Source organism: Dietzia sp. NPDC055340 (genome assembly GCF_053645335.1).
Window position 1 is genome coordinate 16,149 of record NZ_JBSHML010000010.1, and the last position, 25,734, is coordinate 41,882.

The window sequence follows — 25,734 nt, forward strand, 5'->3', positions numbered from 1 at the left end:
CCGGCCCACCGGCCGCGGGGGGAGCGCCGTGAGTGGTGTGACTGGAGTGAACAGCGGTGCAATTGTAACGAAAAGTAATCGGCGGCCTTCGTCGTCGTCGCATGTCACGGGTATCACGTTGCCCGACGGTGACCGGATTCGTTACGCTACCGTGATGAAACGTGGACGCCGGATACGGGCGTTCGCGCGGTACGCGAGGAGAGATCTGACAAGTGGTTGACGACGCACGGACCGGCACCCCCACGGACACCGGCAACGGCACCCGCCGGGAGCCGAGGGGACTGCTCGCCCCCGTCACGCGGATCCACCGCTCGCGCTCCGCGCTGCTGCGGTGGTCGGTGGCCGGCATGCTCACCACCCTCGTGGTGGGCGGGGTCGCGGCGGTGGACCAGCGCACCCAGTACACGCTCGAGGTGGACGGCTCGACCGTCGAGCTCGTGACCTTCAAGTCCGACGTGCGCGCCGCGCTCGAGGAGGCCGGCTACTCGGTCGACGAGCGTGACGTGGTCTCTGCGCCCGAGCGGCTCGGCGACGGCGACACCGTGACCCTGCAGCGCGCCCGGCCCGTCACCGTTGAGGTCGACGGCGAGACCGAAGAGGTCTGGACCACGGCCACCACGGTCGCCGACCTCGTCGCCGAGCGCGGCGACGTGCCGCCCCGTAGCTACGTCAGCCCCCGTATCGACGCCGAGGTGCCGCTCGACGGTGCTTCCGTCTCGATCGTGACCCCGCGCGAGGTCATGCTGTCCGACCACGGCGGCCCGCACAGCTCGTTCAGTGCGCCCGGCGCGACCGTGGGCGAGTTCCTGGAGCGACTCGGCGTGAAGCTGGGTGCGCAGGACGTCGTGGAGCCCGCCCCCGAGACCCCGGTCGGCCCGGAGACCCGGGTGACGGTCACCCGCATCGCCACCGCCGAGGAGAAGGCGGTCGAGCCCTACGACGCGCCCGAGACGACCATCGAGGATCCCGAGGCGCTTGAGGGGGAGCGCACCGTCGCCGAGCCCGGCGTGCCCGGCGAGCGCGAGGTCACCTACACGGTCACCCGCGTCAACGGCGTCGAGACCGAGCGTCACCGCGGCGCCGAGACCGTCCTGACCGAGGCCACCCCGGCCGTCGTGAGCGTGGGCACCAAGCCCAAGCCGGCGGTCCCGCAGTCCTCGCAGGGCAGTACGTGGGACGCGATCGCACAGTGTGAGTCCGGTGGTAACTGGGCGACCAACACCGGCAACGGCTTCTCCGGCGGCCTCCAGTTCCACCCGCAGACCTGGACCGGCCACGGCGGCGGCCAGTACGCGCCCAGCGCCCACCTGGCCACGCGTGAGCAGCAGATCGCGATCGCCGAGAAGGTCCGGGCCTCACAGGGCTGGGGCGCCTGGCCCGCCTGCACCTCGCGGCTGGGGCTCCGCTGAGCATCGTCGACCCGGGATCCCAGCCCGCGGGGACGGGGATCTCCGAGCAGTTCCGCGGGCAGGCCGAACCTCTCGGCCCCCAGGAGGTCCGCGCGCTCGCCGGCGAGCTGGGCATCAAGCCCACCAAGACCCTCGGGCAGAACTTCGTCCACGACGCCAACACCGTCCGGCGGATCGTCGTGGCCTCCGGCGTCGGGCGCGAGGACTCGGTCATCGAGGTGGGCCCCGGCCTGGGCTCGCTGACCCTGCCGCTGCTCGACGCCGCCGGCCGCGTGGTGGCCGTGGAGATCGACCCGGTCCTGGCCGAGCGGCTGCCGCGCACCGTCGCCGAGCGGGCCCCGCAGCGGGCCGGTGCGCTCACCGTCGTGGGCGCCGACGCGCTCGCGGTGACCGTCGCCGAGCTGGGTCAGCCCGCGCCCACCGCTCTCGTGGCGAACCTGCCCTACAACGTGTCCGTGCCCGTGCTGCTGCACCTGCTCGCCGAGGTGCCCACCCTGCGCACCGCGCTGGTGATGGTGCAGCTCGAGGTGGCCGATCGCCTGGCCGCCGCCCCGGGCTCGCGCGTGTACGGCGTGCCCAGCGTCAAGGCGGGCTTCTACGGCACCGTCCGCCGCACCGGCGTGGTGGGGCGCAACGTCTTCTGGCCCGTACCCAACGTCGAGTCCGGGCTGGTGCGGATCGACCGGTACGACGAGGCGCCGTGGGACATGAGCGACGAGCACCGCCGCCGGGTGTTCGCCGTGGCCGACGCCGCGTTCGCGCAGCGCCGTAAGACCCTGCGCGCGGCGCTGTCCGGCTGGGCCGGCTCGGGTGCGCTCGCGGAGGAGGCGCTGGTCGCCGCCGACGTCGACCCGAGGGCGCGCGGCGAGCAGCTCACCACCGCCGATTACGTGGCGATCTCCGAGGCCGCCCGGGAGTTGGGCATCGGACCGGGGCCCGGGCCCGCCTGACCGCGCACGTTCCTCCGCGCGATCGTCACCAGATCAGCGGCCGGCCCCGAGAGCTGGCGCGGTGGCCGCCACACCGCCCGCAGGCGGCGGTCCAGGTCCAGGCCGTCCACCTCGATCACCCGGAGCTCGCCCGAGCGCACCTGGTCGGACACGGCCAGCGAACTGAGGACGGCCGGCCCCACGCCCGCGAGGACGCTCGTCCGGACGGCGGCGGAACTCCCGGATTCCAGGAGCGGCGCGGCTCGCTCGTACTCCTGCAGCGCCAGATCCAGCGTGACGCGGGTGCCCGATCCCTGCTCGCGGACCACCAGCGGCGTGGCGGCCAACTCGCGCACGCTCACGGGCGTCCTTCTCCGCACCCACGGATGACCGGGCGGGACCACCACGACGAGTCGGTCCCGGGCGACGGTCGCGGAGTGCAGGCCGGCCGGGACCGTGGGTGTCTCGACGAATCCCACATCGCACGCCCCGCCGGAGACCTCGTCGAACACCACGGCGGAGTTGCGCACGTTCACGTGTAGGCCCACCTCGCCGTGCTCGCCGCGGAAGTCCCCCAGCCACAGTGGCATGAGGTGCTCGGCCACGGTCATGCTCGCGCTGACCGTGAGCTGGGCGGCCCGCTCGCTGTTCAGACTCTCCGCCACGTCGAGCAGCCCGGCCGCCCCCTCGAGGACCTGCCGGGCCCAGTGCGTGATCAGCCTCCCGTGCGGGGTGAGGGTCGCGCCCGACGGGCGGCGCTCGAGCAGGGGCGTCCCGAAACGGTGCTCGAGCTGCTTGATCATCCGGCTGGCGTTGGGCTGGGCCACACCGGCGGCGCGGGCGGCGGCGCTCAGACTGCCGTGGTCGTCGACACCGGTCAACAGCTCCAGGGCCACGAGGTCCGGCCACCATCTGGTCATGTCCGGATCATATGCCTCGCAGCGCTGGCATATCAGAATTATATGCCCCGATGCCGATTCCGCGGCTACCGGCAGATCTCTGCCCGACCGAGACTGGACGCCATGACCTCCCTGAGAACCGCGATCCGACCAGACCTGCCGGGGCTCGCGCTGTGCGGCCTCGGCACGGTCCTCGCGCTGGCGCTGGGGCGTCTGCTTCCCGCCGTGAGCCCGCTGCTCGTGGCGATTCTGCTCGGGGCCGTCCTGGTGAACCTCGGGCGCGTGACCCCGGGGTGTCGCCCGGGCCTGGCGGTGGCGTCGACCACGTTTCTCCGCGCCGGAATCGCCGTCCTCGGGTTGCAGGTGGCCCTCGGCGACATCCTCGGGCTGGGGTGGCCGGTCCTGGTCGTCGTGGTGTCGGTGGTGATCCTCGGGATCGCGGGGACGATGCTCGTCGGCGCGCTCCTCGGCCTGGGATGGACGCAGCGGGTGCTGATCGCCTGCGGGTTCTCGGTCTGCGGGGCGGCGGCCGTGGCGGCCGTCGACGGCGTGGTGGACGCCCGCGAGGAGGAGGTGGCCACCGCCGTGGCGCTCGTGGTGGTGTTCGGCACCCTCATGATCCCCGCCGTGCCGCTCGCCGCCGCGGCGCTGGGGATGCCCGAGGCCGCGGCCGGCGCGTGGGCCGGGGGGTCGATCCACGAGGTGGCCCAGGTGGTCGCGGCGGGCGGGGCGATCGGGGGATCGGCACTCGCGGTGGCGGTGACGGTCAAACTCGCGCGCGTCCTCCTGCTGGCCCCGGTCGTGACGGTGCTGGGGCTGCAGGCGCGCCGACGATCCGCCTCGGTTCCGGGCCTCCGGCGGCCCCCGCTCGTGCCGCTGTTCATCGTGGCGTTCCTCGCCTGCGTGCTCCTGCGGTCGTCGGGGCTGCTCGCGCCGGCGGTGCTCGACGGGGCCGGGGTGGCGCAGACGGTCCTGCTCACCGCCGCGATGTTCGCCCTCGGGACGGGCGTGCGGGTGGCCACCCTCCGCGAGGTCGGCGCGCGCCCGTTCGTCCTGGCCGCGGCGTCCACCGTCTGGGTGGCCGGGATCGCGTTGGTCGGGGTGCGGGTGGCGGGGGTCGCGGCCTGACCGTCGGTTCCGCGGTGGGCGACGTAGGCTGATGGGCATGCTCCGCGACGTCTCCACCCCCACCGGCCCGCGTGCCGTGACCGCCGTCGCGCCGGCCAAGATCAACCTCCACCTGGCCGTGGGTGACGTGCGCGAGGACGGCTTCCACGAGCTGGTCACCGTGTACCGGGCCGTGGATCTGTGGGAGGAGGTCACGGTCGCGATCGAGGCCGCCGGACGCGACGACGACACCGCCGGTTCCGACGACGACGTCGCGATCACCGTGTCGGGGCCCGGGGCCGACCAGGTGCCCACGGACCGGACCAATCTCGCGGCCCGGGCGGTCGACCTGCTCCGTGAGGAGGCGGGTTCGGATGCCCGGATCGCCATCCGTATTCGCAAGGGCGTCCCCGTGGCCGGCGGAATGGCCGGCGGAAGCGCGGACGCGGCGGCCGCCCTGGTGGCCACCGACCGGCTGCTCGGTCTGGGACTGAACCGGGCGGAACTGGAGCAGCGCGGGGCCCGTCTCGGCAGTGACGTGCCGTTCTGCATCCGCGGCGGAACAGCGCTCGGCACCGGCCGGGGCGAGGAGCTCGCGACGCTGCTGCACGCCCGCGGCGAACAACACGTCGTCGTGGCACTGGCCGCCGGCGGGCTGTCCACCCCGGCGGTGTTCGGCGAGCTCGACCGGCTCCGCGCCGAGCGGGGGACCGCGGAGCAGGGCGACGGCCGCCGCGCCCTGCCCCGGGCGGGCGGCACCGAGCAGCTCGTGCAGGCCCTGGCCGGGAACGACCCCGCCGCGGTGGCCGCCCTGCTGGTCAACGACATGGAGCCCGCCGCCCTCTCACTCATGCCCGCGCTACGCCGCACCCTGCGCGCGGGCCAGGAGGCCGGAGCCCTGGGCGGAATGGTCTCCGGCTCCGGGCCGACCTGCCTGTTCTTCTGCGCCGACCGCGAGCACGCGATCGCCGTGGCGGCCGAGATCAGCGAATCCGGCGTCGCACGCGAGGTGCGCATCACCAGCGGCCCGGTCGGCGGCGCCCGCATCACGAGCGACGCCACCGGCGACCTCGACCTCGATCACGTCGGCAGCGCACCGTCCGCCGGCGACCCCACAGGAAAGTAGAGATGGCCCCCACCAACCTCATCAACATCGAGCAGGGTTCGATCTCCTTCGGCATCCGCCAGGTACTCGACAACGTCTCCCTGGGCGTCAACGCCGGTGACCGCATCGGCGTGGTGGGCCTCAACGGCGGCGGCAAGACGACCCTGCTGGAGATCCTCACCGGCGTCGCCGAGCCCGACTCCGGGCGCGTGTCCCGGGTGGGTGACCTGCGGATGGCGGTGGTCACCCAGCGCACGGAACTCGCGGCCGACACCGTGGGCGAGGCCGTGATCGGCGGACTCGGCCTGGCCACCCACGAGTGGGCCGGCGACGCCCGCGTGCGGTCGGTGCTCGACGGCATCGGCATCCACGACCTCGGCCTGGACACCCCTGTCGCGGACCTGTCCGGCGGCGAGCGGCGCCGGGTGTCGTTGGCGGCGGCCCTGGTGCAGGACCTCGATCTGCTGGTGCTGGACGAGCCCACCAACCATCTCGACGTGGAGGGCGTCCAGTGGTTGGCCGACCACCTGGTGCGGAGGTCGAGCGCACTCGTCGTCGTCACACACGATCGCTGGTTTCTCGACACGGTGGCCACCCACACCTGGGAGGTCGTCGACGGCCGCGTCGAGCAGTACGAGGGCGGATACAACGACTGGGTGTTCGCGCGCGCCGAGCGTGATCGCCAGGCCTCCGTCACCGAATCGCGCCGGCAGAACCTCGCGCGCAAGGAGCTCGCCTGGCTGCGCCGCGGCGCGCCCGCACGTACCTCCAAGCCGCGCTACCGCATCGAGGCCGCCGAGGCGTTGATCAAGGACGTGCCGCCGCCCCGCGATGCACTGCAGCTGTCGAGTTTTGCTGCGCGGCGGCTGGGCAAGGTCGTGATCGAACTCGAGGACGTCCGGCTCGACGCCCCCGACGGCCGTACGCTCGTCGACGATCTGACCTGGCGGCTCGCGCCGGGCGAGCGACTCGGACTGGTGGGCGTCAACGGTTCCGGCAAGACCACCCTGCTGCGGGCGCTCGCCGGCCAGGCGCCGCTGGCGGCCGGGCGACGCAAGGAGGGCAAGACCGTCCGGATCGGCTGGCTCAAGCAGGAGCTCGACGACCTGCCGCTCGACCAGCGGGTACTCCAGGCGATCGAGGACGTCGCCACGCGCGTGGCGTTCGGCGAGGATGAGCTGTCCGCCTCCCAGTTGGCCGAGCGGCTCGGTTTCTCGCCGGCGCGGCAGCGCACGCCCGTCGGTGACCTCTCCGGCGGCGAGCGGCGGCGGCTGCAGCTCACCCGCGTACTGATGGCCGAGCCGAACGTGCTGCTGCTGGACGAGCCCACCAACGATCTCGACATCGACACACTGCGGCAACTCGAGGACCTTCTCGACGGCTGGCCCGGGACGATGGTCGTGATCTCTCACGACCGCTACCTGATCGAGCGGATCTGCGACTCGGTGTGGGCGCTGTTCGGGGACGGCGGGCTCACCAATCTGCCGCGCGGGATCGACGAGTACCTCGAGCGTCGGCGCGTGGCCGGGGCGGCCGGCGACTCGGGCAAGATCTCGCGGGCCGCGTCCGGCGCCGCGTCCGGCAGCGCGGGCGTTGCAGCTCCCGCAGTCCTCGACCTCAGCTCCGGCGAGCAGCGCGAGCTGCAGAAGGAGATGAACAAGCTCGAGCGGCAGATGCAGAAGCTCTCCCAGCGCGAGGAGAAGCTCCACGCCGACCTCGCGGCCGCCGCCGGCGAGGTGTTGGACACTGAGAAACTCGCCGCGCTGGATCGTGATCTCCAGACTGTCGTCGCGGAGAAGGAAGAGCTCGAGGAGCGGTGGATGGAGATCGGCGAGCAGCTCGAGGGCTAACGCGATCGCGGCCGACGTGCGCAGCGCAGTTCCGCGTCTCGGCGCAGATGATGTGCGGTCCGGTGGGCCCAGGTCCTCCGGGAGGCACCACTGCGGAGAGCTCTGGACTTCTGCAGTGGTGCCTACCGGCCTCGCTGTGGTTACGACCGAGCAGAGAAGAGACTATCGGGCCCCAGCCGGGTCGGGCCGCCGGACGAGGTCGGCCGAGGAGCGCGACTCAACTCTCGTCGATCATGCCGTAATGCTCGAGCAGCTGCCCCACCACGTTGTTCTCGATGTGATGATGGGCGTACCGCCGGGCGAGCGGACCACCGGGGATCTCGAACGCCGCACCGTCGCGCATCCGATTCACGGCGTGGAACAGCGCACGCACGTCGTAGGTGGAGTTGAACACTTCCGGCACCCCGCGTTCGATGTCCAGCAGTGTGTAGACCGCTTCCATCGGGGTGCGCACCGAGTATTCGGTCGTGAAGATGCAGTCCCGCTCCTTTGACTGGGAGAACTGGCCGATGAACGCGAAGTTCGTGGACCCCTCGGGCACCACGGCGGGCCGGTCACTGTGCTTACGGGGCATGAAGAACGCGGTCACGTACGGCATCATGACCGGCACGGTCTTGGCGCCGGTGGCCGCCAGTTCGTCGATCTGGTCGACCGGGACGCCCATGTGGTAGAGCCACTCCTGGGTGATCTCCTCGCCGGTGCAGTCCTGCATCGGCTTCTTCACATAGTCGCCCTCGGCCTCGGGGAAAAGCCCGTAGATCCAGGCCACGATCTGATCCTTGGGCTGCTTCTTGAAATGCGGCTGACGGTTGACCGTCCAGGACATCAGCCAGTTGGAGTCCATCACCGTGACGATGCCTCCGGTGACCACCTTGCCGCTGAAGGGATCACGCTTGGAGATCTTCTGGATGTACTCGGGGATCCGCGGATCGAGCGTCGTTACCGTGGCCGACTCCCACTTGGTCTTGGGGATGTGGGCGCCGAACACATCGGGGTTGCCGAACGACGGGTCCTTCCCGGCGATCTTGCGCCACAGGTCCCAGGCCGGGGCGGGGCCGGTGTTGAGCCGAGCCGGGGTGTGATGATCGCCGTCGTCGGAGTTCTCGGTGAGCGACCCGATGGTCATGAACAGCAGGTCGTCCTCGGTGAGGTCGATCTGCTTCGGCTCGCCCTTCTCCACGAGGTGGATGCGGGAGGCCTGCTTGCGGACCTCGTCCTGCTCGATCATGAAGTCGACGTCGGTGACGACCGTGCTGTACTGGAAGTTCACACCCTGATCGGTCAGCCACGTGACCAATGGCAGCACGAGCGATTCGAACTGGTTGTACTTGGTGAACTTCAGCGTCGAGAAGTCCGGGAGGCCCTGGATCTGGTGGATGAAGCGGTGCAGGTAGAGCTTCATCTCAAGCGCGGAATGCCATTCTTCGAACGCGAACATGGTGCGCCAGTAGAGCCAGAAGTTGCTGTCGAGGAATGCCCGGGTGAAGACCTCGTCGATCCGCTTGTCCTCCATTTCCTCTGGAAGGGCGGTGAAGATGTTCGAGATTTCCTGCTGGGCCTTCTTGCTCAGGTCGAACTTGAAGTTCGTGCCGCCGTCCTCACCCTGGTTCTTGGTGGTGCGGCGCAGCGTGTAGTTCGGGTCGTCGCGGTTGATCCAGAAGAACTCGTCGAGGACACTCGCGTTCTCCTCCTCGAGCGACGGGATGGACCGGAAGAGATCCCACAGGCACTCGAAGTTGCTCTCCATCTCGCGTCCGCCGCGGATCACGAAGCCCTTGTCGGGGATGTCGAGACCGTCAAGCGCGCCACCCGGAAGATCCTGCTGTTCGAAAATCGTAATCCGGGAGCCGTCCATCTGGCCGTCACGGATCAGAAAGGCTGCGCCGGCGAGTGCGGCGAGTCCGGATCCGACGAACCAGGCACGCTTCGAGTCCACCCCCTCCGGCTTCCTCGGGCGTGCGAATGCCTCGTAGTTACCACTCGTGTACCGCATCGGACTCCTTCTTGCCGAGCGCGCCGGAAGAGCCCGGTCCGGGCTGTCAGCACGCGGGTGTGGGGTGAGCGTCGCCGTGCTGGAGTGCTGCGGCGCTCGCCCCTAGGCTAGTGGCGCTATGCGACTCTGAGCAGGCAATCTAAGAAATAGTTTTCTGAACGGATATGGCTGCGCGGAGGGCCTGCGTGTCGGTCAGATCGGGCAGGACCACGTGGGCGCCGGCCGAGTGGAGGTCGTCGGCCGAGACCCGCCCCGTCGCCACGCCGACGCAGCGGGCACCCGCATCGAGTGCGCCGCGCACGTCGTGCACGTGATCGCCCACCACGACCGCCTGCGCAGGAGAGACGTCAATACCTTGCGCGCGGGCGGCGGCGACCGCGTCGAGGATCAGGTGGGCCCGGTCGCTGCGGTGATCGCCGAACGCCCCGAGCGAGGGATCGGGCAGGCCGTCGAATCCGCAGACACGCAGCTTGAGCAGCGCGGTCCGACGCATGTTGCCGGTCACGATGCCCTGGTACACGAGCGGGTGCGCGGCCAGCGCGCGAACTGCGTCATGGGCGCCGGGTAGGGGACCGCCGCCGCCGGCGAGTAGGTCGTCGGCGAACGTCTCGCACCGGTCGGCGACGGCATCCATGACCGAGCGCACGAGAGGGCTGCCCTCGCCGGCGGGCGCAGAAGAGTGCGCAGGGCCGGCGGGCGCGAGGGTGGGCGCAGGGCCAGCGCGCGTGGGGCCGGTGTCGTCGTCGATATTCATGCCGTTGCGCACCAGCAGATCGGTGAGGATCGCACGGTCGGTACGTCCGGCGAACGAAGCGCCCATTACAGGTTCGCGGCCGAGCAGTTCGGCGAGGACCGGCGTGATCATGCGCGAACCGAAGCCGGCCGGGTCGAGGAGGGTGAGGTCGAGGTCCCAGAGTACGAGCACGGGCGCGGGCGCCGGTGGGGTCACGGGCGCGGCGGTGGGTGCCGGAGCGGCCGTAGGAGGGTCCGGCGTGGCCGGAGTCAGGGCCGGCGCGGCCGCAGCGCGGCGGACCGTGGCGAGGTCCGCGCGCGTCATTCGAGCAGGCTCGCCACGAGCGGCTCCAGCCAGGTGCGGAGGAAGGTGCGCAGGTCGGCGTCGGAGCGGGCCTCGGGTGAGTCCAGGCACAGCACCGACCAGCCCACGTGGACGCCCACGTCGGAGAAGAAGTCCAGGTGCGGAACCAGCTGCGGGAACTGCTCGGTGGCGGGCACGAGCAGCGACCTGGCGTATCGGCGCGCACGTTCGGCGGCGCCCGGGTCGAAGATCGGGTTGGAGCCTCCGGCCAGGGTGAGGGTCCGCAGCAGGGGGTCGCCGAGGATGTGTCCGCGGGTCACCACCAGGATCTCCACCAGCAGGTCCAGCGGGGTGGTGGTAGAACTCTGCAGGTCGGAGACCGCGCCGAAGAGCGAGGTGAGCCGCTCGGAGATGGCCTGCGAGACCAGCTCCTCGCGCGTGCCGAAGATCGAGTAGACGGTCTGGCGACTCACGCCCGCACGTTTGGCCACGGCCGCGATTGTGACGCCGTCGAAACCGGCGTCACCTATCACCTCGCGGGTGGCGTCGAGTATGGGTTCGCGGGAGCGCACGAAGACAGTATCCCCCAGCAGGGGGCGAGTGTTCGCGTTCCCCCGCCCCGGGCCGACCTCAGACCACCGCCCCCACGTCGTGACGCACGATCCGATCCAGCGCCCGCTCGGCGATCGCGGCGATGGTCCACGACGGGTTGCAGGCCGCGGTGGTGCCGGGGATGAGCGCGCCGTCGACGACGTAGAGGCCGCGCTGGCCGAGCACCCGCCCCTCGAGGTCGCAGACGCTGTCCATCGCCGCGCCGCCGAGCGGGTGCCAGGTGGAGTTCAGCATCGTGTTGGTGTCGGTGAGATGTCCGGTCGGTCCGACGATCCGGCGTGCGGTCCGGTCGATGTGGCCGAACACGATGTCGTCGTCGCCCCCTCCCGGCCACCTGATCACGCCGCGGTCCTGCGCGGCGTCGTACACGATCCGACCGCGATCGGCGCTGACGCCGTAACCGACCATCATCGTGGAGTGGATCTCGGCGCCGACCGACGGGATGGACGCCTGGATGAGGGTGTGCGCGCTGCGCGGATCGTCCCAGTTGAGACTGCCGTAGACGACCGGCCCGCCCTGGACGGCGCCGAAACCGGCGGTGGGGTCGGACCACAGGTAGATGCGGTCGGCGTTGGTGCCCCAGCCGCTGCCGATCCCGTCCGGCAGGTCGGTGATCTCGCCCGTCGCGGCGGCGCGCGTGAGCAGTGTGCTCGTGCCCACCGACCCGGCCGACAGGATGAGCGTCGGCGCGCGGAGGGCGAGGGTGCGTAGCAGCCGGCCTGCGGTGTCGAGCACCTCCACGTCCAGTTCCCAGCGACCGTCGGGCAGCCGCCGCATGGCGCGCACGTCGTGTAGCGGCCGGACGTCGACGAGGCCCGTGGCCTCGGCCCGCGCGAGGTAGGTGACGTCGACGGAGTGCTTGCCGCCGTTGTTGACGCCGAGCGAGCCGTCGCCGTTGGTGTAGGCGGGTTTCATCTCGCCGCGCAACTCGGCCAGCGCGTAGTCCCAGTCGATGGGCATGGGGATCTTGCGCAGCGGCAGGCCGGCCTCGCGGACGCGCCGGGCGAAGGCGCTCGCGACGGCGTAGGTGGGCGAGGCGATCAGCTCGTCGGGGGCCTCGGCCAGCCGCAACATGCGGGCGACGCGCGGGTAGTACTCGCGGTCGAGCTCGCGCCAGTCGAGGCCGGAGGGGAACCAGGTGTGGAAGAGCTCCGCGGTGGGTTGGAGCGCCATGCCCTGGTAGATGAGGGAGCCGCCGCCGACGCCGGTGGCGCAGACAGAGGTCATGTTCTCGCCGACGGAGGCGTCGAGGAGGCCGGTGTAGCGCGGGAGGTCGACGGGGCGGCCGAAGACCTCGGGGGAGGAGCGGAACCACAGGGCGCGCTCGTCGGGGGCCGTGGCGTCGGGGAAGGTGGTGGCGTCCGGTCCGGTGGGCCAGCGGCGGCCCCGTTCGACGACGACGACGGGCACTCCCGCCTCCGCGAGTCGTAATGCGGAGATCCCGCCTCCGAAGCCGCTGCCCACGACCAGGACGCGATGGTCTTTGATCGCGTGGGGAATCCGGGCGGCCGGGCGGGCGGCCTCCGGGCCGGCGGACCCGGGGGCCGGTGCGGCGCCGGCGGGCCCGGTGGGCTGTGCTCCGGCGGGATGCGCGGTGAGTGCGGCGAGGCCGGCGGCGGTGACGGCGCCGAGGAAGCCCCGGCGGGAGAGGTGGTGCATCGAATCCTCGTCTCGGGCGGTGGGTGACAGCCGTCACCGCGCGCAAAGTTAGACAGTCGTCGCGGATACCGTCAAGTTCTTCGTGTGGGGTCGACGAGGCGCTGAGGCCCCGTAGGATCGGCCCATGAGCAGCGGGAAGAGCGGCGACAAGAAGTCCGGCGCGAAGAAGTCCTCGTCCGGCAGCGGCACGAAGAGTGCCAGGACGGGCACCAGCACGAAGAGCGCCAAGGCGGGCGGCGGCGCGAACGGTGACTCCAGAGAGCTGCTGCCCAGTGGGCTCCAGAGGCTCCCCAAGAAGGAGTACGAGAAAGAGCTCAAGCGGCTCCAGGCCGAGCTCGTGGAGATGCAGGCGTGGCTCCGGGAGACCGGGAACCGTCTGGTGGTGGTGTTCGAGGGGCGCGACGCCGCGGGCAAAGGATCGGCGATCAAGCGGCTCACGCAGTACCTCAACCCCCGCCACGCCCGCGTTGTCGCGCTGCCCGTACCGACGGAGGTGCAGCGGACGCAGTGGTATTTCCAGCGCTACATCGAGCACCTGCCGGCCGCCGGGGAGATCGTGATCTTCGACCGCTCCTGGTACAACCGGGCCGGCGTGGAGCGCGTGATGGGGTTCTGCACCACCGACGAGTACCGCCGCTTCCTGCACCAGGCGCCGATCTTCGAGCGGCTGCTCGTGGAGGACGGGATCATGCTGCGCAAGTACTGGTTCTCCGTCTCGGACTCCGAGCAGGAGCGTCGCTTCCGGGACCGGAACAAGGACCCGATGCGGCGGTGGAAGCTCTCTCCCATGGATCTGGAGTCCATCAACCGGTGGGAGGACTACAGCCGGGCCAAGGACGCGATGTTCGTCCACACCGATATCCCCGAGGCGCCCTGGTACACGGTCGAGTCGGAGGACAAGAAGCGGTCGCGGATCAACGTGATCTCGCACCTGCTCTCGACCATTCCGTGGGAGAAGCTCGAGCCGCCGAAACTGGAGATCCCGGAGCGGCCCGAGGAGACCGACTACGTGCGGCCACCGCGCGAGGAGTTCCGCTACGTGCCGGATGTGGCCTCGCAGCTGCTCGACGACTGACCCCGGGCTGCTCCCGGACGCCCGGGCGGGGGCGATGAGCTAGGAATTCCTAGTATCTCCGCGCCGGGTCGCGGCGGGCCTGTCAGACTGGGGCCATGAGCGAATTCGTCATCACCCGGCGCGAAGGCCGGATGCAGCACATCGTCCTGGACCGCCCCAAGGCCCTGAACTCGCTGGACCTGCCTATGTGCCAGGCCCTGCACTCGGCGTTGGACGAGGTCTCTGGGGATACGGCCGTCGAGGCCGTGGTGGTCTCCAGCACCTCGGAGAAGGCGTTCTGTGCCGGCGGCGACATCCGCGCTCTGCGCGACGCGGCGGCGGCCGGCGACCACGAGACGAACCGGACGTTCTTCTCAGAGGAGTACGCGATGAACCTCGCGTACCACACCAACCCGGCTCCGACCGTGGCCGTGATCCACGGCGTCGCGATGGGCGGCGGGCTCGGCATCTCCATCAACGGCTCGCACCGGGTCGTGACCAAGAAGGTCATGATGGCCATGCCGGAGACCGCGATCGGCTTCATCCCGGATGTCGGCGCGAGTCACTTCCTGCCGCGCCTGTGCGGCGGCGGGGAACGCGGGCTCGCGGTGGCGATCTACCTCGGCACGACGGGCGTGCGTCTGAACTCAGCCGACGCCCTCTACACCGGACTCGGCACCCACCTGATCGACAACGACGACCAGGAGGCGTTCATCGCCGCGATCGGCACCGACGGTCTCGACGCGGCGCTCGAGCGTTTCGCCCGTGATCGGTCCGAGGCGGGAGAATCTGCCGTGGAGACCCACATCGACCGCATCGTCGATGTCTTCTCTCGCAGCACCGCGCAGGAGATGGTGGCCGCGCTGCAGGCCGGCGAGCAGGACGAGTGGGCCACCGCGACGCTGGAGATGTTCCGCTCGCACTGCCCGACGTCGGTCATCGCGACCATCGAGCTGCTGCGTGCCGGGGCCGGGGCCGCGGACCTGCGGGAGTGCCTGGACAACGAGCTCGCGCTCGGCGCCTGGATCACCGCCCGCCCCGACTTCGTCGAGGGCGTGCGTGCCGTGGTGATCGACAAGGATCGCACCCCGTCGTGGGACCCGGCCGATCTCGACTCGGTCGACGTCGACGCGATCCGCTCCGCGCTCGCCGGAGCCTGACCCGGACCTCGCGTTCCGCGGCGTCTCGCGACTGCTCCCGCGGCCGGACATCCGGCCGCGGGGCGGGGTTCCGCGCCGCGGGGGATCGCGGTGCGCCACCGCGTAATGTCGTTGCGCGTAGGGCGATCGTGGTGGCAGGGCCGAGGAGGACGTATGTCAGAAATCGCTGGTCACGACGCAGACGCGTCGTCGGCCGACTCAGAGGAAAGTGGATCCGTAGCTGCGGCGACGAGTGAGGAGGCGCACTCCGACGAGGCCGTGAGCGAGATCGCTGCCCCGGACGAGGAGTCCAAGGGCTGGGGAATCGCGGCCGTCACCGTCGTGTCACTGGCTGCGGCGTTCATCGTGCTGTGGGGCATCTCCGAGCACTCGCACATGGTGATGCCGGCGTTCCTCGCACTCAACCTCGTGATCGCCGCGCAGCCACTGCAGTCTCTGCTCGAACGGGTCGGCGTGCCGCGCTGGGGTGGGATGATCATCGTCCTACTGGTCCTGTATCTCCTGCTCATCGCCCTCGTGGGCATGCTCGTGTGGGCGCTCTGGATCGCCGCGGAGGAGATCCCGCAGTATCAGGACAAGTTCTACGAGATGTACCGACAGTCCATCGAGTTCCTCGGCCGGTTCGGGCTGAGTCAGGACCAGGTTTCCGAGGCCTTGAGCGGGGTGTCGCCGACCACCGTGATCGGTGCCCTGCAGAACGTCGCGGGCCAGGTGTCCTCGGCCGGGGGCCAGCTCACCATCCTGGTGATCGCGCTGACCTTCCTCGTCTTTGACATCCCCGGGGTCTCGCGGCGCCGGGCCACCATCGCCCGCCTCCGGCCCCGCCTGGCCGACGCACTCGACTCGTTCGGCGACGGCCTCAAGTCGTACTGGATCGTGGCCACCGCATTCGGTCTCATCGTGGCCTTCATGGACGTGGTCGCGCTCTGGATCCTCGGCGTCCCGCTGGCCCTGGTGTGGGGCGTGCTGGCGTTCGTCACCAACTACATCCCCAACATCGGCTTCGTGCTGGGTCTCGTTCCGCCCGCGCTGTTCGCCCTGCTCACCGGCGGCGTCGGGGACGCCATCTGGGTGGTTGCCATCTACAGCGTGATCAACCTGGTGATGCAGAGCTTCATCCAGCCCAAGTTCACCGGCGACGCGGTGGGCCTGACCCCGACGGTCACGTTCCTGTCGCTGGTGTTCTGGGCGGCCGTCGCCGGCCCCCTCGGCGCGATCCTGGCCGTCCCGCTCACCCTGGCGTTCAAGGCGTTCCTGGTGGATGCCGACCCGCGCATGGCGTGGCTGTCCACCTTCCTCACCACTCCGGACGCCGACTCCAAGCGCGGCAGACTCCGGGCACGGAAACTGACCGCCGCCGCGCGCTGAGAGCCACAGGGCCCGCCCGCCATTCGGAGAGGCCTCAGTCCTCGACGCGGGTGAAGGTGCCCATGCCGTCGCCGTCGAGGAGGTCGACGGCCATCGTCTCGCCGTCGAAGGTGACGCTGCCGCGTGAGCCGCGCGGCCAGGTCTCGCCCTCGGGGCTGATCGCGAACGTGGCCCCGTCCCAGTGCTCGAGCCGCCAGGACTGCCGGTCGGGTCCCACCGTCAGCACCAGGGCGGGGCCGGTGTCCGCGGCCGCGCCGGTGTCCGTGGACCCGGCGACGCTGTCGTCGTCCTCCCGGCCGTCTTCGGTCGCGTCGCTCGACCCGCGCGCCTCGCGCACCTCGACGTCACCGAAGTAGGCGTTGCGGTAGACACCCAGCAGGTCTTCCACGGGTGGGGCGGCGGCGGGCGATTCCGGGCGCCGGGCCGAGACCAGGTCGCCGATCCCGACCCGGAGCGGGGCGAACTCGGTGGCGAACAGCTCGCCCCACGGTTGCGCGGGGTCGCCGTACTGGGCGTAGTCGGCGAACCGGGCGTTGATCGTCTCCGGAACCCCGATCGGCGCGGCGTTGGTGAGTGTGACGATCCCCAGGTCGAGGTCGGGCATCATGAGCATCGCCGTGGCCGCGCCCTGCGTGAAGGCGCCCGAGTGGCTCCACTGCACGCGGCCGGATGAGCTGGTCCCGATGTCGAAGCCGTAGCCGTAACCGCCCGTGCGGTCGGCGCCCGACTGCGGCGGCGAGGACACGACCTGCGGGGTCAGCGCCTGCCGCAGCGCTTCCGGGGGGACCACCTGCTGGCCGGCGGGCCCGGCGCCGTCGGCGAGCACCATCGTCATCCACCTGGCCATGTCTGCAGCGGTCGAGCTCAGCCCGCCCGCGGGCGCCTGCGCGTCCGGGTCGCGCGCGGGATCGGCGGGGACCCACCCGGCCTCGGACCCCGGCAGGGAATCTGGTTCAGACCCGGACCCGGAGTCATTCCCGGCCTCGCCCGAGCCGGTGTCGGAGTCGGTGGCCCGCACGTGCCCCACGGCGCGATTGCCGCGATCGCCGAGCTCCTCGTGCGAGTACGAGGACTCGCTCATCCCGAGCGGCTCGAAGATGAGCTCGCGACCGAGCTCGTCCCACGGGGCCCCCGCGGCCGTCGCGACCGCCTGCGCGCCCGCCGTGAGGCCGAAATCGGTGTACGCGTACGAGGTTCGGAACTGCTCGAGCGGCAGGTGCCGCAGCCCGTGCAGGATCGCCGGCCTGTCGTACCCCAGATCCTCCAGGTCACCGCCCGCCTGTTCCGGCAGCCCGGAGCGGTGCGCGAACATATCGCCCACGGTGACCTGCTCCGACGCCCGCGGGTCCGAGAGTGCGAACCACGGCAGGTACTCGCGGACCGGCGTGTCCCAGCCGACCTCGCCGCGGGCACTCTCGGCCGCCACGACGGTCGCGCTGACCGGCGCGGAGATCGACGCCATGGGGAACACGGTCTGCGCGTCCACGGCCTCGCCGGTCTCGGTGCTCCGCACCCCGAACCCCTCGGCCAGCACCACCTCGCCGCCGTGGACCACAGCCACCGAGGCGCCGGGAACCCCCGACTTCTCGAGCTCCTCCTCGACGATGTCGGTGACCTTGCCGATCGCGTACTCGATACGGTCCTCGCCCACCTCGAGCCCGGAGTAGGCGGCCGGACTCTGTCCCGGTTCGGGCTTGGGGAGCGGCGCTCCACACGCGGCGACGGTGGTGAGGACGAGGCCCCCGGCGGTCAGTGACCACATCCGGCGGCGGACGGCGACGCGACCCGATTCCCGGCCACGCGGAGTGGTGGGCAGAGAGGCGCGGAGAGGCGCGATCCGCCCGGCTCGCGGGGCCCGTGACGGGGGAGTGAGCATGTGCCCAGGTTAGTGCTCGGAACCGCCGGATGCGCCGAGGGACATCGGGCGGCTACAGCGAGGCCCGCGGTCACGCGTCCTCCTCAATCCGGACGCGGATCTTGTCCGGGAGCGAGACCTCGGGGAACGGGGTGTCCGCGGCGACTCGCGGCTCCGTCCGCGAGACGCGGATGACGATCAGTGCGGTGAGGGCCACCGCGAGGACCACGAGGACGACGACGAGATCGGGGATCGCGCCGGCCCACCCGAGGACCGCTCCCTCGAGTTCGGCCTGGGCGCCGGCGCCGAGCAGTCCGGTGAGCTCGGTGGTGCCCGCGGTCACCAACAGCAGGACGCCCACGCCGATGGTGAGGACTCCGCCGATGATGCCGGTCCACGTGTTGCTCCAGGGCCCGATCGAGACCTCACGGGGCCGGATCAGCCGTTTGATCGCGGGGAAGCGCCCCCACACGAGGGACAGCAGGAGCAGAGGCAGGGCCATGCCGGCGGCGAAGACCAGCACGATGACCCCGCCGGACAGTGCGGTCCCGGAGACGGCGGCCACCGTGAGGACGGCGCCGAGCAGCGGTCCCGCGCACACACCCGCCAGCCCGTAGACGGTGCCGAGGGCGTACACGGCCGTGATGGAGGTGCCCTGCGTGTTGGTCCCACGGCCCCGGAAGGGGAGCGGCACGTTGAGCAGCATGAGTACGCCGAGAACGATCACGATGACCGAGGCGACGGTGACGAACGTGAAGCGGTGCTGGTTGACGAACGCGCCCAGTGTCCCGGCCAGGACGCCGAGGGGGACGAGGCTGGTGGCCAGGCCCAGGTAGAAGACGCCGGTCCGGGCGAGCAGCTCGCGGGGGCTCGCGAAAGCGTACGAGAAGAACGCGGGCAGGAGCATCGCCGAGCAGGGGCTCAGCAGGGTGAGGACGCCACCGAGGAAGGCGCCGGTCAGTCCGATGTCCATGTCGGCGTCACTCCGCCGCGGCGAGTGACTCGTCGAGGTACTCGCGGAACGTCGTGAGGGGTTGCGCGCCGGACAGTGCGGTCTCGCCTGCCACGAAGAACGGGACGGCGGTCACCCCGAGCTGCTGCGATTCGAGGGTCGCGGCCTCGGTCTGCTTCCGGATCTCCGGGTCGTCGAGCGCTGCGGTGAACCGGTCCATGTCCGGCATCCCCACCTGTTCGGCGAAGGCGATGAGCTCCTCGCGGGGCAGATCCGGGTGACCCTTCTCGGGCGCGGCGTCGAAGACGGCCGTGAGGTACTCGACGTACTTGTCCTGGTCGGCCGCCGCCTGCGCGGCGACCGACGCGAACTCCGATTCCTCGCCGAAGTAGGCGACGTCGGTGAACTCGATGCGCACCTTCCCGGTGTCGACGTACTCCGCGATGAGGGTCGGCAGCGTGTCGCGGCTGAACGACGCGCAGAAGGGGCATCGCAGGTCCACCCATTCGGTGAGCACGACCGGCGCGTCGATGTCGCCGATCGCCTTGGGGTCGTCGGCATCGCGCCTGACGAACATCATGTCCCCGCCGCCGCTCGCGTTCGCCTCAGCGTTCGTCTCGTCTGAGGCCTCTCCCGCAGTGGTGGTCGAGGTGGGGGATTGGCCGGGCAGCATCTGGGCAACCACCACGATGCCGAGGAAGGCGACGACCGCCCCCAACACGATGTTCCAGATCCGGGAGCGTCGGTACTTCGCCTCCAGTGTGTGGCGTGAGACGGGAGCGTTCACTGCGGGCCCTTCTGTCGGGGGTCGGTTCTGCGGAGGTTCCGGAGGCTGCGGTGCCGTCGCACCGGGTCGCGTCCGGGCGAACCGGTAACGACTATGGCACATAGTCGACTATTGCGGTTAGTCGACTCGTGGCATGATCGTCCCCATGCAGTTCTCGAAGCCCGCGGGCCCGGTGGAGAAGATCAGGCGGCACGTCGCGACATGGCCGCGATCGGTATCGCTCGCGGCCGAGGGGCTCCGCACGCTCACCCGTCGGCAGTGGGTGGTCGCAGCAGCGGTCTCGATCGGCTTCGGGGTGCTGCTCGGCCTGGCCACGGTCCTCATCCCCAACTCGCTGTTCACCCGCGACATCCCCGCGGTGTGGTGGAACTACCCCGTCTGGATCGTCACATCGATGCTCGCCGGCCTGCTCTTCGCGACCTACGTCCGCGACGGCGCCGGGGAAGCGGGCGCCTCCGCCAGCGGGGCCGGGGGTGACGACGACGAGGCCAGGCGCACGAGCAGGGCCGGCATGGCCGGGGCGTTCCTCGCGTGGTTCGCGGTCGGGTGTCCGGTCTGCAACAAGTTCGCCCTCCTCGCGCTCGGCTACTCGGGCGCCATCACGTGGTTCGCTCCGTTCCAGCCCGTCCTCGCGGTGCTGGCCCTCGTACTCACGGGCGTCGCGCTGATCGTCCGGTTACGTGGCCGGGTCCTGTGCGTACTACCGTCGGGCCGGGTGGAGGAGGTGAGCCGATGAGCAGTCGCGGCGAAGGGGCTCGAGGAGAGCGTGCATCCCGCCGGAGCGGCGGTCGAGAAGCGCCGTCCCGGCAGGACGAGGCGCCCCGCCTCGGCACGCTCGAGTCCCGGGTGATGGACATGTTGTGGGACGCCGGGCCGTCGACCATCCGCGGGCTCATCGACCGGCTCCCGGGCGAGCCCGCGTACACGACCATCGCCACGGTGCTCACTAATCTCTGCCGCAAGCAGCTCGTGTCCCCGCACAAGGAGGGCCGCTCCACGGTGTACGGGGCCACCGGCACGCGTGAGCAGCACGTGGCCTCGGTGATGTCCCACGCGCTCGGGAGCAGTCGTGACCGTGCCGCGTCGATTCTGCACTTCGCCGAGACCATCCCGGACGACGAGTTGGATCTGCTGCGGGAGTTCCTCGACCGCCGCGGTGGAGGTGCGTCGTGACCGGCATCCTGCTCCTGGTGTTCGTGCTGTGCCTCGGCCTCGCCGTGCCGGCTCTCGCCGGGCCGCGCGTGCTACGCCACGCGGCGCCCACGCTGATGCGGGTGCCCCGCCTGGCGGTCGCGCTGCTGTCCGGAGGCGTGGTCGCCTGGGTGCTGGCGGCCCTGTCCATCGCACCACTGCTCGCCTGGGTCGTCACCGGGCCGGACATCCTTCCCGGCGACGCCGCGGTCGTGTGCAGCCAGTGTCTGGCAGCCGCTGATCCCTTCGGGCTCGACCGGGTGGACACCGGCGTGCCTGTCGCCCTCCTGCTGGCCGTGCCGGTCGCGGTGTCGGTTTACCAGGCCTTCGCGATCGCGGGTGATCTCGTCCGTCGTCGCCGCCGTTCGAGCAGAACCGCGCGGGTCTTCCGGGACGGCGCGCGGCCGGTGGACCTGTACGGGCACCGGGTGCTCCTCGTGGGCGACGAGCACCCGTTCGCGCTCACGTTGCCCCGGCGGCACGGTGGCATCGTGGTCTCCACCAGCGCCGTCCGGATGCTGACCCCCGACGAACTGCGGGCGGTCCTCGCCCACGAGGCCGCGCACCTGCGCCAGCGGCACCACCTCATCTCGGCGGTCGTCACCACGCTCACCGGGCGACTGCACCGCGTTCCCCTGTTCGCCGCCGTGGAGGCGGCACTCGGCCACTACCTCGAGATCGCGGCCGACGACGCCGCCAGGCGCGAGGTCGGCACCACGGCGCTGGCCGGCGCGCTGTTGACCCTGGGACAGACCGGGCATCCGGGGGCGCATCGCCAGCAGATGCACGGCGCGCTGCACGCGCTCGGCCCCGACCGCATCCGGCACCTCGTCGAGCCGGGACGCGGCACGGCCGGGGTCGCGGCGGCCACCGCGAGTGTCTTCTGCCTGACCGCGCTGGCCCTGCTCGCCGCCGTGGTCCACGTCCCCTACGCGCTCGCGGTGCTCACCGGGTGTATCTAGGCAGCAGATGCCGCGGGCGTTGTTCGTCGCGTTCTAGCCCGTAAGTTGTTCGGTCCGCGTGATCTGTTCAGCCTGCGAGGCCGGACGCGGCTGCGCCCTGCGCCGCGTGGTCGGGCATCCCGTAGTGATCGGCGAGGAGGTTGACGGTCCGGGCCTGCCCGCGGCGCGAGGGGCCCATCACGGTGAGCATCACCTCGTCGACCTCGGTCCGCGCGTGCAGGGCCTCGAGCGATGTGGCGACCTGCGCCGGGGTGCCGTTGACGAAGCGCTGGGTGTAGGTGTCGAGTATCTGACGCTCCTGCGCTGTCGCGGGGTACGCCTCGACCTCGTCCGCGGGAAGCAGGCTGTAGGACTTGCGCTGGAACATCCGCAGCATCGCCATGGCGGCCGACATGGCCTGGCGGTGGGCCTCGTCCGCGTCGTCGTCGGCCACCACCCCGATGCTCACCAGCGTGTACGGCGCGAACAGGGCCTCGGACGGGCGGAAGTTCTCCCGGTACAGACGGAACGCCGACTCGACGTCCGCGTTCCCGAACTGCAGCGCGAAGGCGTAGGGGCGGCCGAGCGCGGCGGCGAGCTGGGCCGAGTACGGCGAGGAGCCGAGGATCCAGACTCCAGGCCCGGCGCTCGTGTGAGGGACCCGGTTCTCCGCGGACTGCCACCGGCCGGGCTCGGCGTGGACGTCGCGGTACGGGTGCCCCTCGGGGAACTCGTCGGCCAGGAAGCCGAGGCGTTCGAGGACCTGCTGTGGGAAGTGGTCATTGGCCTCGTGATGGCGGCGCAGGGCGGCCGCGGTGGCCTGGTCCGTGCCCGGCGCGCGGCCCAGCCCCAGGTCGATGCGTCCGGGGGCGAGGGCGTCGAGCATCCCGAACTGCACCACTGCCTCCGGGCATGGGTGCGGAGGAAGAAACGATCGCACGGGGCCGCCCGCGCATACGCCCGCAAGCGCGACCGCGCACTGGACCCCACGCCGGCGTGCTGACGCCGACCGCCGCGATCAGCGCGCGGAGCAGGCCGAGGCGATGAGGTCGCGGAACCAGTACCAGGAGTCCTTGCGCGTGCGATCCTGGCTCTCGTGGTCCACGTGGACCAGCCCGAATCGCTCGGCGTACCCGGCCGCCCACTCGAAGTTGTCCATCGCCGACCACGCGTAGTAGCCGCGCACGTCCACCCCGAGGTCGATCGCGTCCACGACCGCGGCCAGGTGCGCGCGCAGGAACTCGATCCGCCGGTCGTCGTGGACGGCGCCATCAGGCCCCGGCTCGTCGTGGTAGGAACAGCCGTTCTCGGTGATCGTCACCGGCGGCAGATTCGGGTAGCGCTCGTGGAGCTGCACGAGGATATCGGTGAGCCCGGACGGCACGATCGGCCAGTCGAAGTCCGTGCGCTGCACACCCTCGATGCGAACCGGCCGGAACGGCATGTCCTCGGGAAAGTCCACCTCGAGCACGCCGGAGTAGTCCTTCCCGGGCCGCGGTGCCTCGATCACCGTCGGTTCGTAGTAGTTGACGCCGTAGTGGTCGAGGGGTCGGGAGATCGCGACGAGATCCTGCTCGAGCTGCTGCGCGGTCAGCCCCGCGGATGTCATGACGAGCTCGGCCACCCAGTCCTCCGGATAGCAACCCCGCAGGATCGGATCGGAGAACGTCCAGTTGGTGAGGATGCGGAACAGGTCAGCGGACTCGGCATCTGCGACGTCGGCGTTGTCGTCGTCGTCAGGTCCTCCCGCGGCGCCGGTCGCGGCGAGTACGGGGAAGTGCTGCTGGACCACCCCCACCTCGTGCCGGCCCCCGGCCGCACGGATCGCGTCCACCGCCAGCCCGTGCGCGCGCAGGAGATTGTGGGCGACCGGCAGGCAGTCCAGGCCCAGGCCCAGCGCGGGGGCGTGATCGGTGAGGGCGTGCCCGTAGAGCGTGTGCACGTTCATCTCGTTGAGGGTCAGCCAGTGCGTGACCCGGTCCCCGAGCGCGTCCACCACGACCGCGGCGTAATCCGCGAGCGCGTCCGCCGTCGAGCGCTCGAGCCACCCGCCCTCGGATTGCAGCGCCTGCGGCAGGTCCCAGTGATAGAGCGTGGGCACGGGCGTGATGCCGGCGGCCAGCAGCCCGTCGACGAGTCGGGAGTAGAAGTCCAGCCCTGCGCGGTTCACCTCGCCCCGGCCCGCGGGCAGGATGCGCGACCACGAGATCGAGAAGCGGTAGTCGTGCGCGCCCAGTTCGGCCAGGTCACGGACGTCCGCGGGCCAGCGGTGGTAGTGGTCGCACGCCACGGCGGGGGAGTCGCCGCCGCGGATGCGGCCCGGTTCGGCGGCGAAGACGTCCCAGATGCTGGGTCCGCGGCCGTCGATGTCGGCGGCGCCCTCGATCTGCGCGGCGGCGGTGGCGGTGCCCAGTCGGAAGCCGGCGGGCAGTACGGGGCCGGCAGGGGTGCGCGGCACGGGACGGTCGGGCGCGGTGGCGTCGGTCGGCATGGGGTCCTATCTCACGGATCGCAGGGGAAGGGTGCACAGGGCGGCCGCCACGGCGATCACCGCGCCGACGCCGTACAGGGCCGGGTAGCCGGCGGCGGAGAGCACGAGGGGCGCGGCGAGGGCGGGGGCGAGCACCTGGGGTAGCGAGTTGGCGATGTTGGCCACGCCCAGCAGGGTGCCGGAGGTCGCGCCGTCGGCGAGCGTGGAGGTGATGATCGCCATGTCCACGCCGATGAACAATCCCCAGCCCAGTCCCAGGATGGTGGCGGCGAGGAGCACGACCGGCATCGTGGTGGCCAGCGCGAGCAGGATCAGGCCGCCCGCGGTGGTGAGTGCCCCGGCCACCGCGAACACCCGGCGCCGGGCGAACCGATCCGAGACGGCTCCGGTCAGACCCGCGCACACCGCGGACAACACCAGGGTGATCACGGTGACGATCAGGACCGAGCCGGCGACGTCGTCGGCCTGCACCACCTCGTCGAGGAAGAAGAACAGGTAGAGGAGCAGGATCGCGTTGGTGAGGTTCATCAGGAAGCGCAGCAGCCACGCCCACGTGTAGTCGCGGGTGGGCCGGAAACCGCGCGCAACGCGGTCCCTCGGAACAGACGCCGGGACGCTGCCGGTCATCGCCGACGATGTCCGGTCGGCCACGACGATCGCGACCAGAAGTGTCGGGGTGGCCACGGCCAGGACGAGATAGCCGACCGCTCCCGCACCGACGGACTCGGCGACCACCGTCCCCGCGATCACGCCGACGATCTGCCCCACGCCGAACAACGACCCCACGATCCCGCGTTGGGCGACCGGGACCCGGTCGGCGATGAGGGCCGCCAGCACGGCGAACGGGCCGTTGAGCCCGAGCTGGACGAGCACCCAGCCGGCCAGCGTGAGGGGGCCGGTGGACGCGGTGAACAACACGACCTGGCCGATCACCCCGATAGCGGTGCCGGCGTAGACCACCGGCATACGGGTGCCGAGACGGCCCCGGCATCGGTCGGAGGCTAGCCCCCAGAGCGGGTTGGCGACCAGTGCGACCGCCGCCCCCGTACCCACGACCAGCGCGAGCAGTCCCTCGCGGTCGCTGGGCCCGGCGATGAGATCGGTCTGCGCGGGCAGCAGGATCTGTAGCGGGCCGAACCAGGAGGCGAACACCGCCACGACGCCGAGCGTGAGCGCGACGATCCACCCCGCCCCAACCGGCGAGGGCTCAGGTGACTCGACCGACGTGGCCGACGTGGCCGACACGGAAGGCGGAACAGGCGAAGCAGGCGGAGTCGGCGAGGTCGGCGGGTCCGGCGCGTCCGGCCGACGCGGCGCTTTCGACCGACGCGGTGGG

General features: G+C 71.1%; 22 protein-coding genes. 11 read left to right on the forward strand and 11 right to left on the reverse strand.

Translation table 11 applies throughout. The features are described 5' to 3' along the window. The first annotated feature begins 212 nt into the window (after positions 1-212). Both ACWIFB_RS09080 and rsmA read left to right on the forward strand, forming a co-directional pair. Positions 213-1,409: a transglycosylase family protein gene (locus ACWIFB_RS09080; RefSeq protein WP_454058053.1), complete on the forward strand. Its 1,197-nt coding sequence runs from the start codon at positions 213-215 to the stop codon at positions 1,407-1,409. Positions 1,410-1,447: 38 nt separating this feature from the next. Continuing rightward, the gene (rsmA, locus tag ACWIFB_RS09085) at positions 1,448-2,359 is read left to right on the forward strand and encodes a 16S rRNA (adenine(1518)-N(6)/adenine(1519)-N(6))-dimethyltransferase RsmA (RefSeq protein WP_452098742.1); all 912 of its coding nucleotides are present in this window, start codon (positions 1,448-1,450) and stop codon (positions 2,357-2,359) included. On the opposite strand, the gene ACWIFB_RS09090 is transcribed toward rsmA, so the two are convergent. Next, complete coding sequence (locus ACWIFB_RS09090) at positions 2,296-3,258, reverse strand: LysR family transcriptional regulator (RefSeq protein WP_454058054.1); 963 nt, start codon at positions 3,256-3,258, stop codon at positions 2,296-2,298. The genes rsmA and ACWIFB_RS09090 overlap by 64 nt on opposite strands. 102 nt (positions 3,259-3,360) lie before the next feature. Here ACWIFB_RS09090 and ACWIFB_RS09095 point away from each other — a divergent pair, with 102 nt between their 5' ends. Genes ACWIFB_RS09095 through ACWIFB_RS09105 form a run of 3 tightly spaced genes read left to right on the forward strand, consistent with a single transcriptional unit; the run spans position 3,361 to position 7,299 of the window. Further along, positions 3,361-4,365, forward strand: coding sequence for a YeiH family protein (locus ACWIFB_RS09095; protein WP_454058055.1), 1,005 nt, complete (start codon positions 3,361-3,363; stop codon positions 4,363-4,365). 37 nt (positions 4,366-4,402) lie between these two features. Next, positions 4,403-5,470, forward strand: a complete 1,068-nt coding sequence (locus ACWIFB_RS09100) for a 4-(cytidine 5'-diphospho)-2-C-methyl-D-erythritol kinase (RefSeq protein ID WP_454058056.1) — start codon at positions 4,403-4,405, stop codon at positions 5,468-5,470. A 2-nt stretch (positions 5,471-5,472) separates the two neighbouring features. After that, positions 5,473-7,299, forward strand: a complete 1,827-nt coding sequence (locus ACWIFB_RS09105) for an ABC-F family ATP-binding cassette domain-containing protein (RefSeq protein ID WP_454058057.1) — start codon at positions 5,473-5,475, stop codon at positions 7,297-7,299. A 217-nt stretch (positions 7,300-7,516) separates the two neighbouring features. Here ACWIFB_RS09105 and ACWIFB_RS09110 read toward each other — a convergent pair whose 3' ends face one another. The 4 genes from ACWIFB_RS09110 to ACWIFB_RS09125 all read right to left on the reverse strand — a co-directional run bounded on the left by ACWIFB_RS09110 (position 7,517) and on the right by ACWIFB_RS09125 (position 12,599). Continuing rightward, complete coding sequence (locus ACWIFB_RS09110; RefSeq protein ID WP_454058058.1) at positions 7,517-9,292, reverse strand: oleate hydratase; 1,776 nt, start codon at positions 9,290-9,292, stop codon at positions 7,517-7,519. A gap of 139 nt (positions 9,293-9,431) precedes the next feature. Continuing rightward, a complete protein-coding gene (locus ACWIFB_RS09115; protein ID WP_454058059.1) occupies positions 9,432-10,349 on the reverse strand; it encodes an HAD hydrolase-like protein in 918 nt (305 codons plus the stop codon). Then, positions 10,346-10,900 (reverse strand): TetR/AcrR family transcriptional regulator, encoded by a 555-nt coding sequence (locus ACWIFB_RS09120; RefSeq protein WP_454058060.1) that lies wholly within the window; start codon positions 10,898-10,900, stop codon positions 10,346-10,348. The genes ACWIFB_RS09115 and ACWIFB_RS09120 overlap by 4 nt, the downstream gene beginning before the upstream one ends. A 58-nt stretch (positions 10,901-10,958) precedes the next feature. Next, positions 10,959-12,599 carry a GMC oxidoreductase gene (locus ACWIFB_RS09125; protein WP_454058061.1) on the reverse strand — a complete coding sequence of 547 codons (1,641 nt, stop codon included), beginning with the start codon at positions 12,597-12,599 and terminating at the stop codon, positions 10,959-10,961. A gap of 124 nt (positions 12,600-12,723) precedes the next feature. Between ACWIFB_RS09125 and ppk2 the strand changes: the two genes are divergently transcribed. The 3 genes from ppk2 to ACWIFB_RS09140 all read left to right on the forward strand — a co-directional run bounded on the left by ppk2 (position 12,724) and on the right by ACWIFB_RS09140 (position 16,181). Then, positions 12,724-13,674: a polyphosphate kinase 2 gene (ppk2, locus tag ACWIFB_RS09130; protein ID WP_344988093.1), complete on the forward strand. Its 951-nt coding sequence runs from the start codon at positions 12,724-12,726 to the stop codon at positions 13,672-13,674. Between the two features lie 95 nt (positions 13,675-13,769). After that, positions 13,770-14,813, forward strand: coding sequence for an enoyl-CoA hydratase/isomerase family protein (locus ACWIFB_RS09135; RefSeq protein WP_344988091.1), 1,044 nt, complete (start codon positions 13,770-13,772; stop codon positions 14,811-14,813). Positions 14,814-14,966: 153 nt separating this feature from the next. Then, on the forward strand, positions 14,967-16,181 hold the full coding sequence (locus ACWIFB_RS09140; RefSeq protein WP_452098718.1) for an AI-2E family transporter: 1,215 nt from the start codon (positions 14,967-14,969) through the stop codon (positions 16,179-16,181). Between the two features lie 34 nt (positions 16,182-16,215). Here the strand turns inward: ACWIFB_RS09140 and ACWIFB_RS09145 are convergent, their stop codons facing one another. From ACWIFB_RS09145 to ACWIFB_RS09155, 3 genes are all read right to left on the reverse strand, one after another. After that, on the reverse strand, positions 16,216-18,057 hold the full coding sequence (locus ACWIFB_RS09145; protein ID WP_452098719.1) for a serine hydrolase domain-containing protein: 1,842 nt from the start codon (positions 18,055-18,057) through the stop codon (positions 16,216-16,218). 70 nt (positions 18,058-18,127) lie between these two features. Then, positions 18,128-19,009 (reverse strand): cytochrome c biogenesis CcdA family protein, encoded by an 882-nt coding sequence (locus ACWIFB_RS09150; RefSeq protein ID WP_452098720.1) that lies wholly within the window; start codon positions 19,007-19,009, stop codon positions 18,128-18,130. Positions 19,010-19,016: 7 nt separating this feature from the next. Next, positions 19,017-19,775, reverse strand: coding sequence for a DsbA family protein (locus ACWIFB_RS09155; protein WP_452098721.1), 759 nt, complete (start codon positions 19,773-19,775; stop codon positions 19,017-19,019). A gap of 145 nt (positions 19,776-19,920) precedes the next feature. Between ACWIFB_RS09155 and ACWIFB_RS09160 the strand changes: the two genes are divergently transcribed. The 3 genes from ACWIFB_RS09160 to ACWIFB_RS09170 are packed head-to-tail and all read left to right on the forward strand — an operon-like array spanning position 19,921 to position 21,928. Further along, the gene (locus tag ACWIFB_RS09160) at positions 19,921-20,511 is read left to right on the forward strand and encodes a hypothetical protein (RefSeq protein WP_452098722.1); all 591 of its coding nucleotides are present in this window, start codon (positions 19,921-19,923) and stop codon (positions 20,509-20,511) included. Further along, on the forward strand, positions 20,508-20,948 hold the full coding sequence (locus ACWIFB_RS09165) for a BlaI/MecI/CopY family transcriptional regulator (RefSeq protein ID WP_452098723.1): 441 nt from the start codon (positions 20,508-20,510) through the stop codon (positions 20,946-20,948). The genes ACWIFB_RS09160 and ACWIFB_RS09165 overlap by 4 nt, the downstream gene beginning before the upstream one ends. Then, on the forward strand, positions 20,945-21,928 hold the full coding sequence (locus tag ACWIFB_RS09170) for a M56 family metallopeptidase (protein WP_452098724.1): 984 nt from the start codon (positions 20,945-20,947) through the stop codon (positions 21,926-21,928). Before ACWIFB_RS09165 ends, ACWIFB_RS09170 begins: the two co-directional genes overlap by 4 nt. A gap of 67 nt (positions 21,929-21,995) precedes the next feature. Here ACWIFB_RS09170 and ACWIFB_RS09175 read toward each other — a convergent pair whose 3' ends face one another. The 3 genes from ACWIFB_RS09175 to ACWIFB_RS09185 all read right to left on the reverse strand — a co-directional run bounded on the left by ACWIFB_RS09175 (position 21,996) and on the right by ACWIFB_RS09185 (position 25,643). Beyond that, on the reverse strand, positions 21,996-22,805 hold the full coding sequence (locus ACWIFB_RS09175; RefSeq protein WP_452100655.1) for an MsnO8 family LLM class oxidoreductase: 810 nt from the start codon (positions 22,803-22,805) through the stop codon (positions 21,996-21,998). A 120-nt stretch (positions 22,806-22,925) separates the two neighbouring features. Further along, positions 22,926-24,398, reverse strand: coding sequence for a GH1 family beta-glucosidase (locus ACWIFB_RS09180; protein WP_454058062.1), 1,473 nt, complete (start codon positions 24,396-24,398; stop codon positions 22,926-22,928). Between the two features lie 6 nt (positions 24,399-24,404). Next, positions 24,405-25,643 (reverse strand): MFS transporter, encoded by a 1,239-nt coding sequence (locus ACWIFB_RS09185; protein ID WP_454058063.1) that lies wholly within the window; start codon positions 25,641-25,643, stop codon positions 24,405-24,407. Between the last annotated feature and the right edge of the window lie 91 nt (positions 25,644-25,734).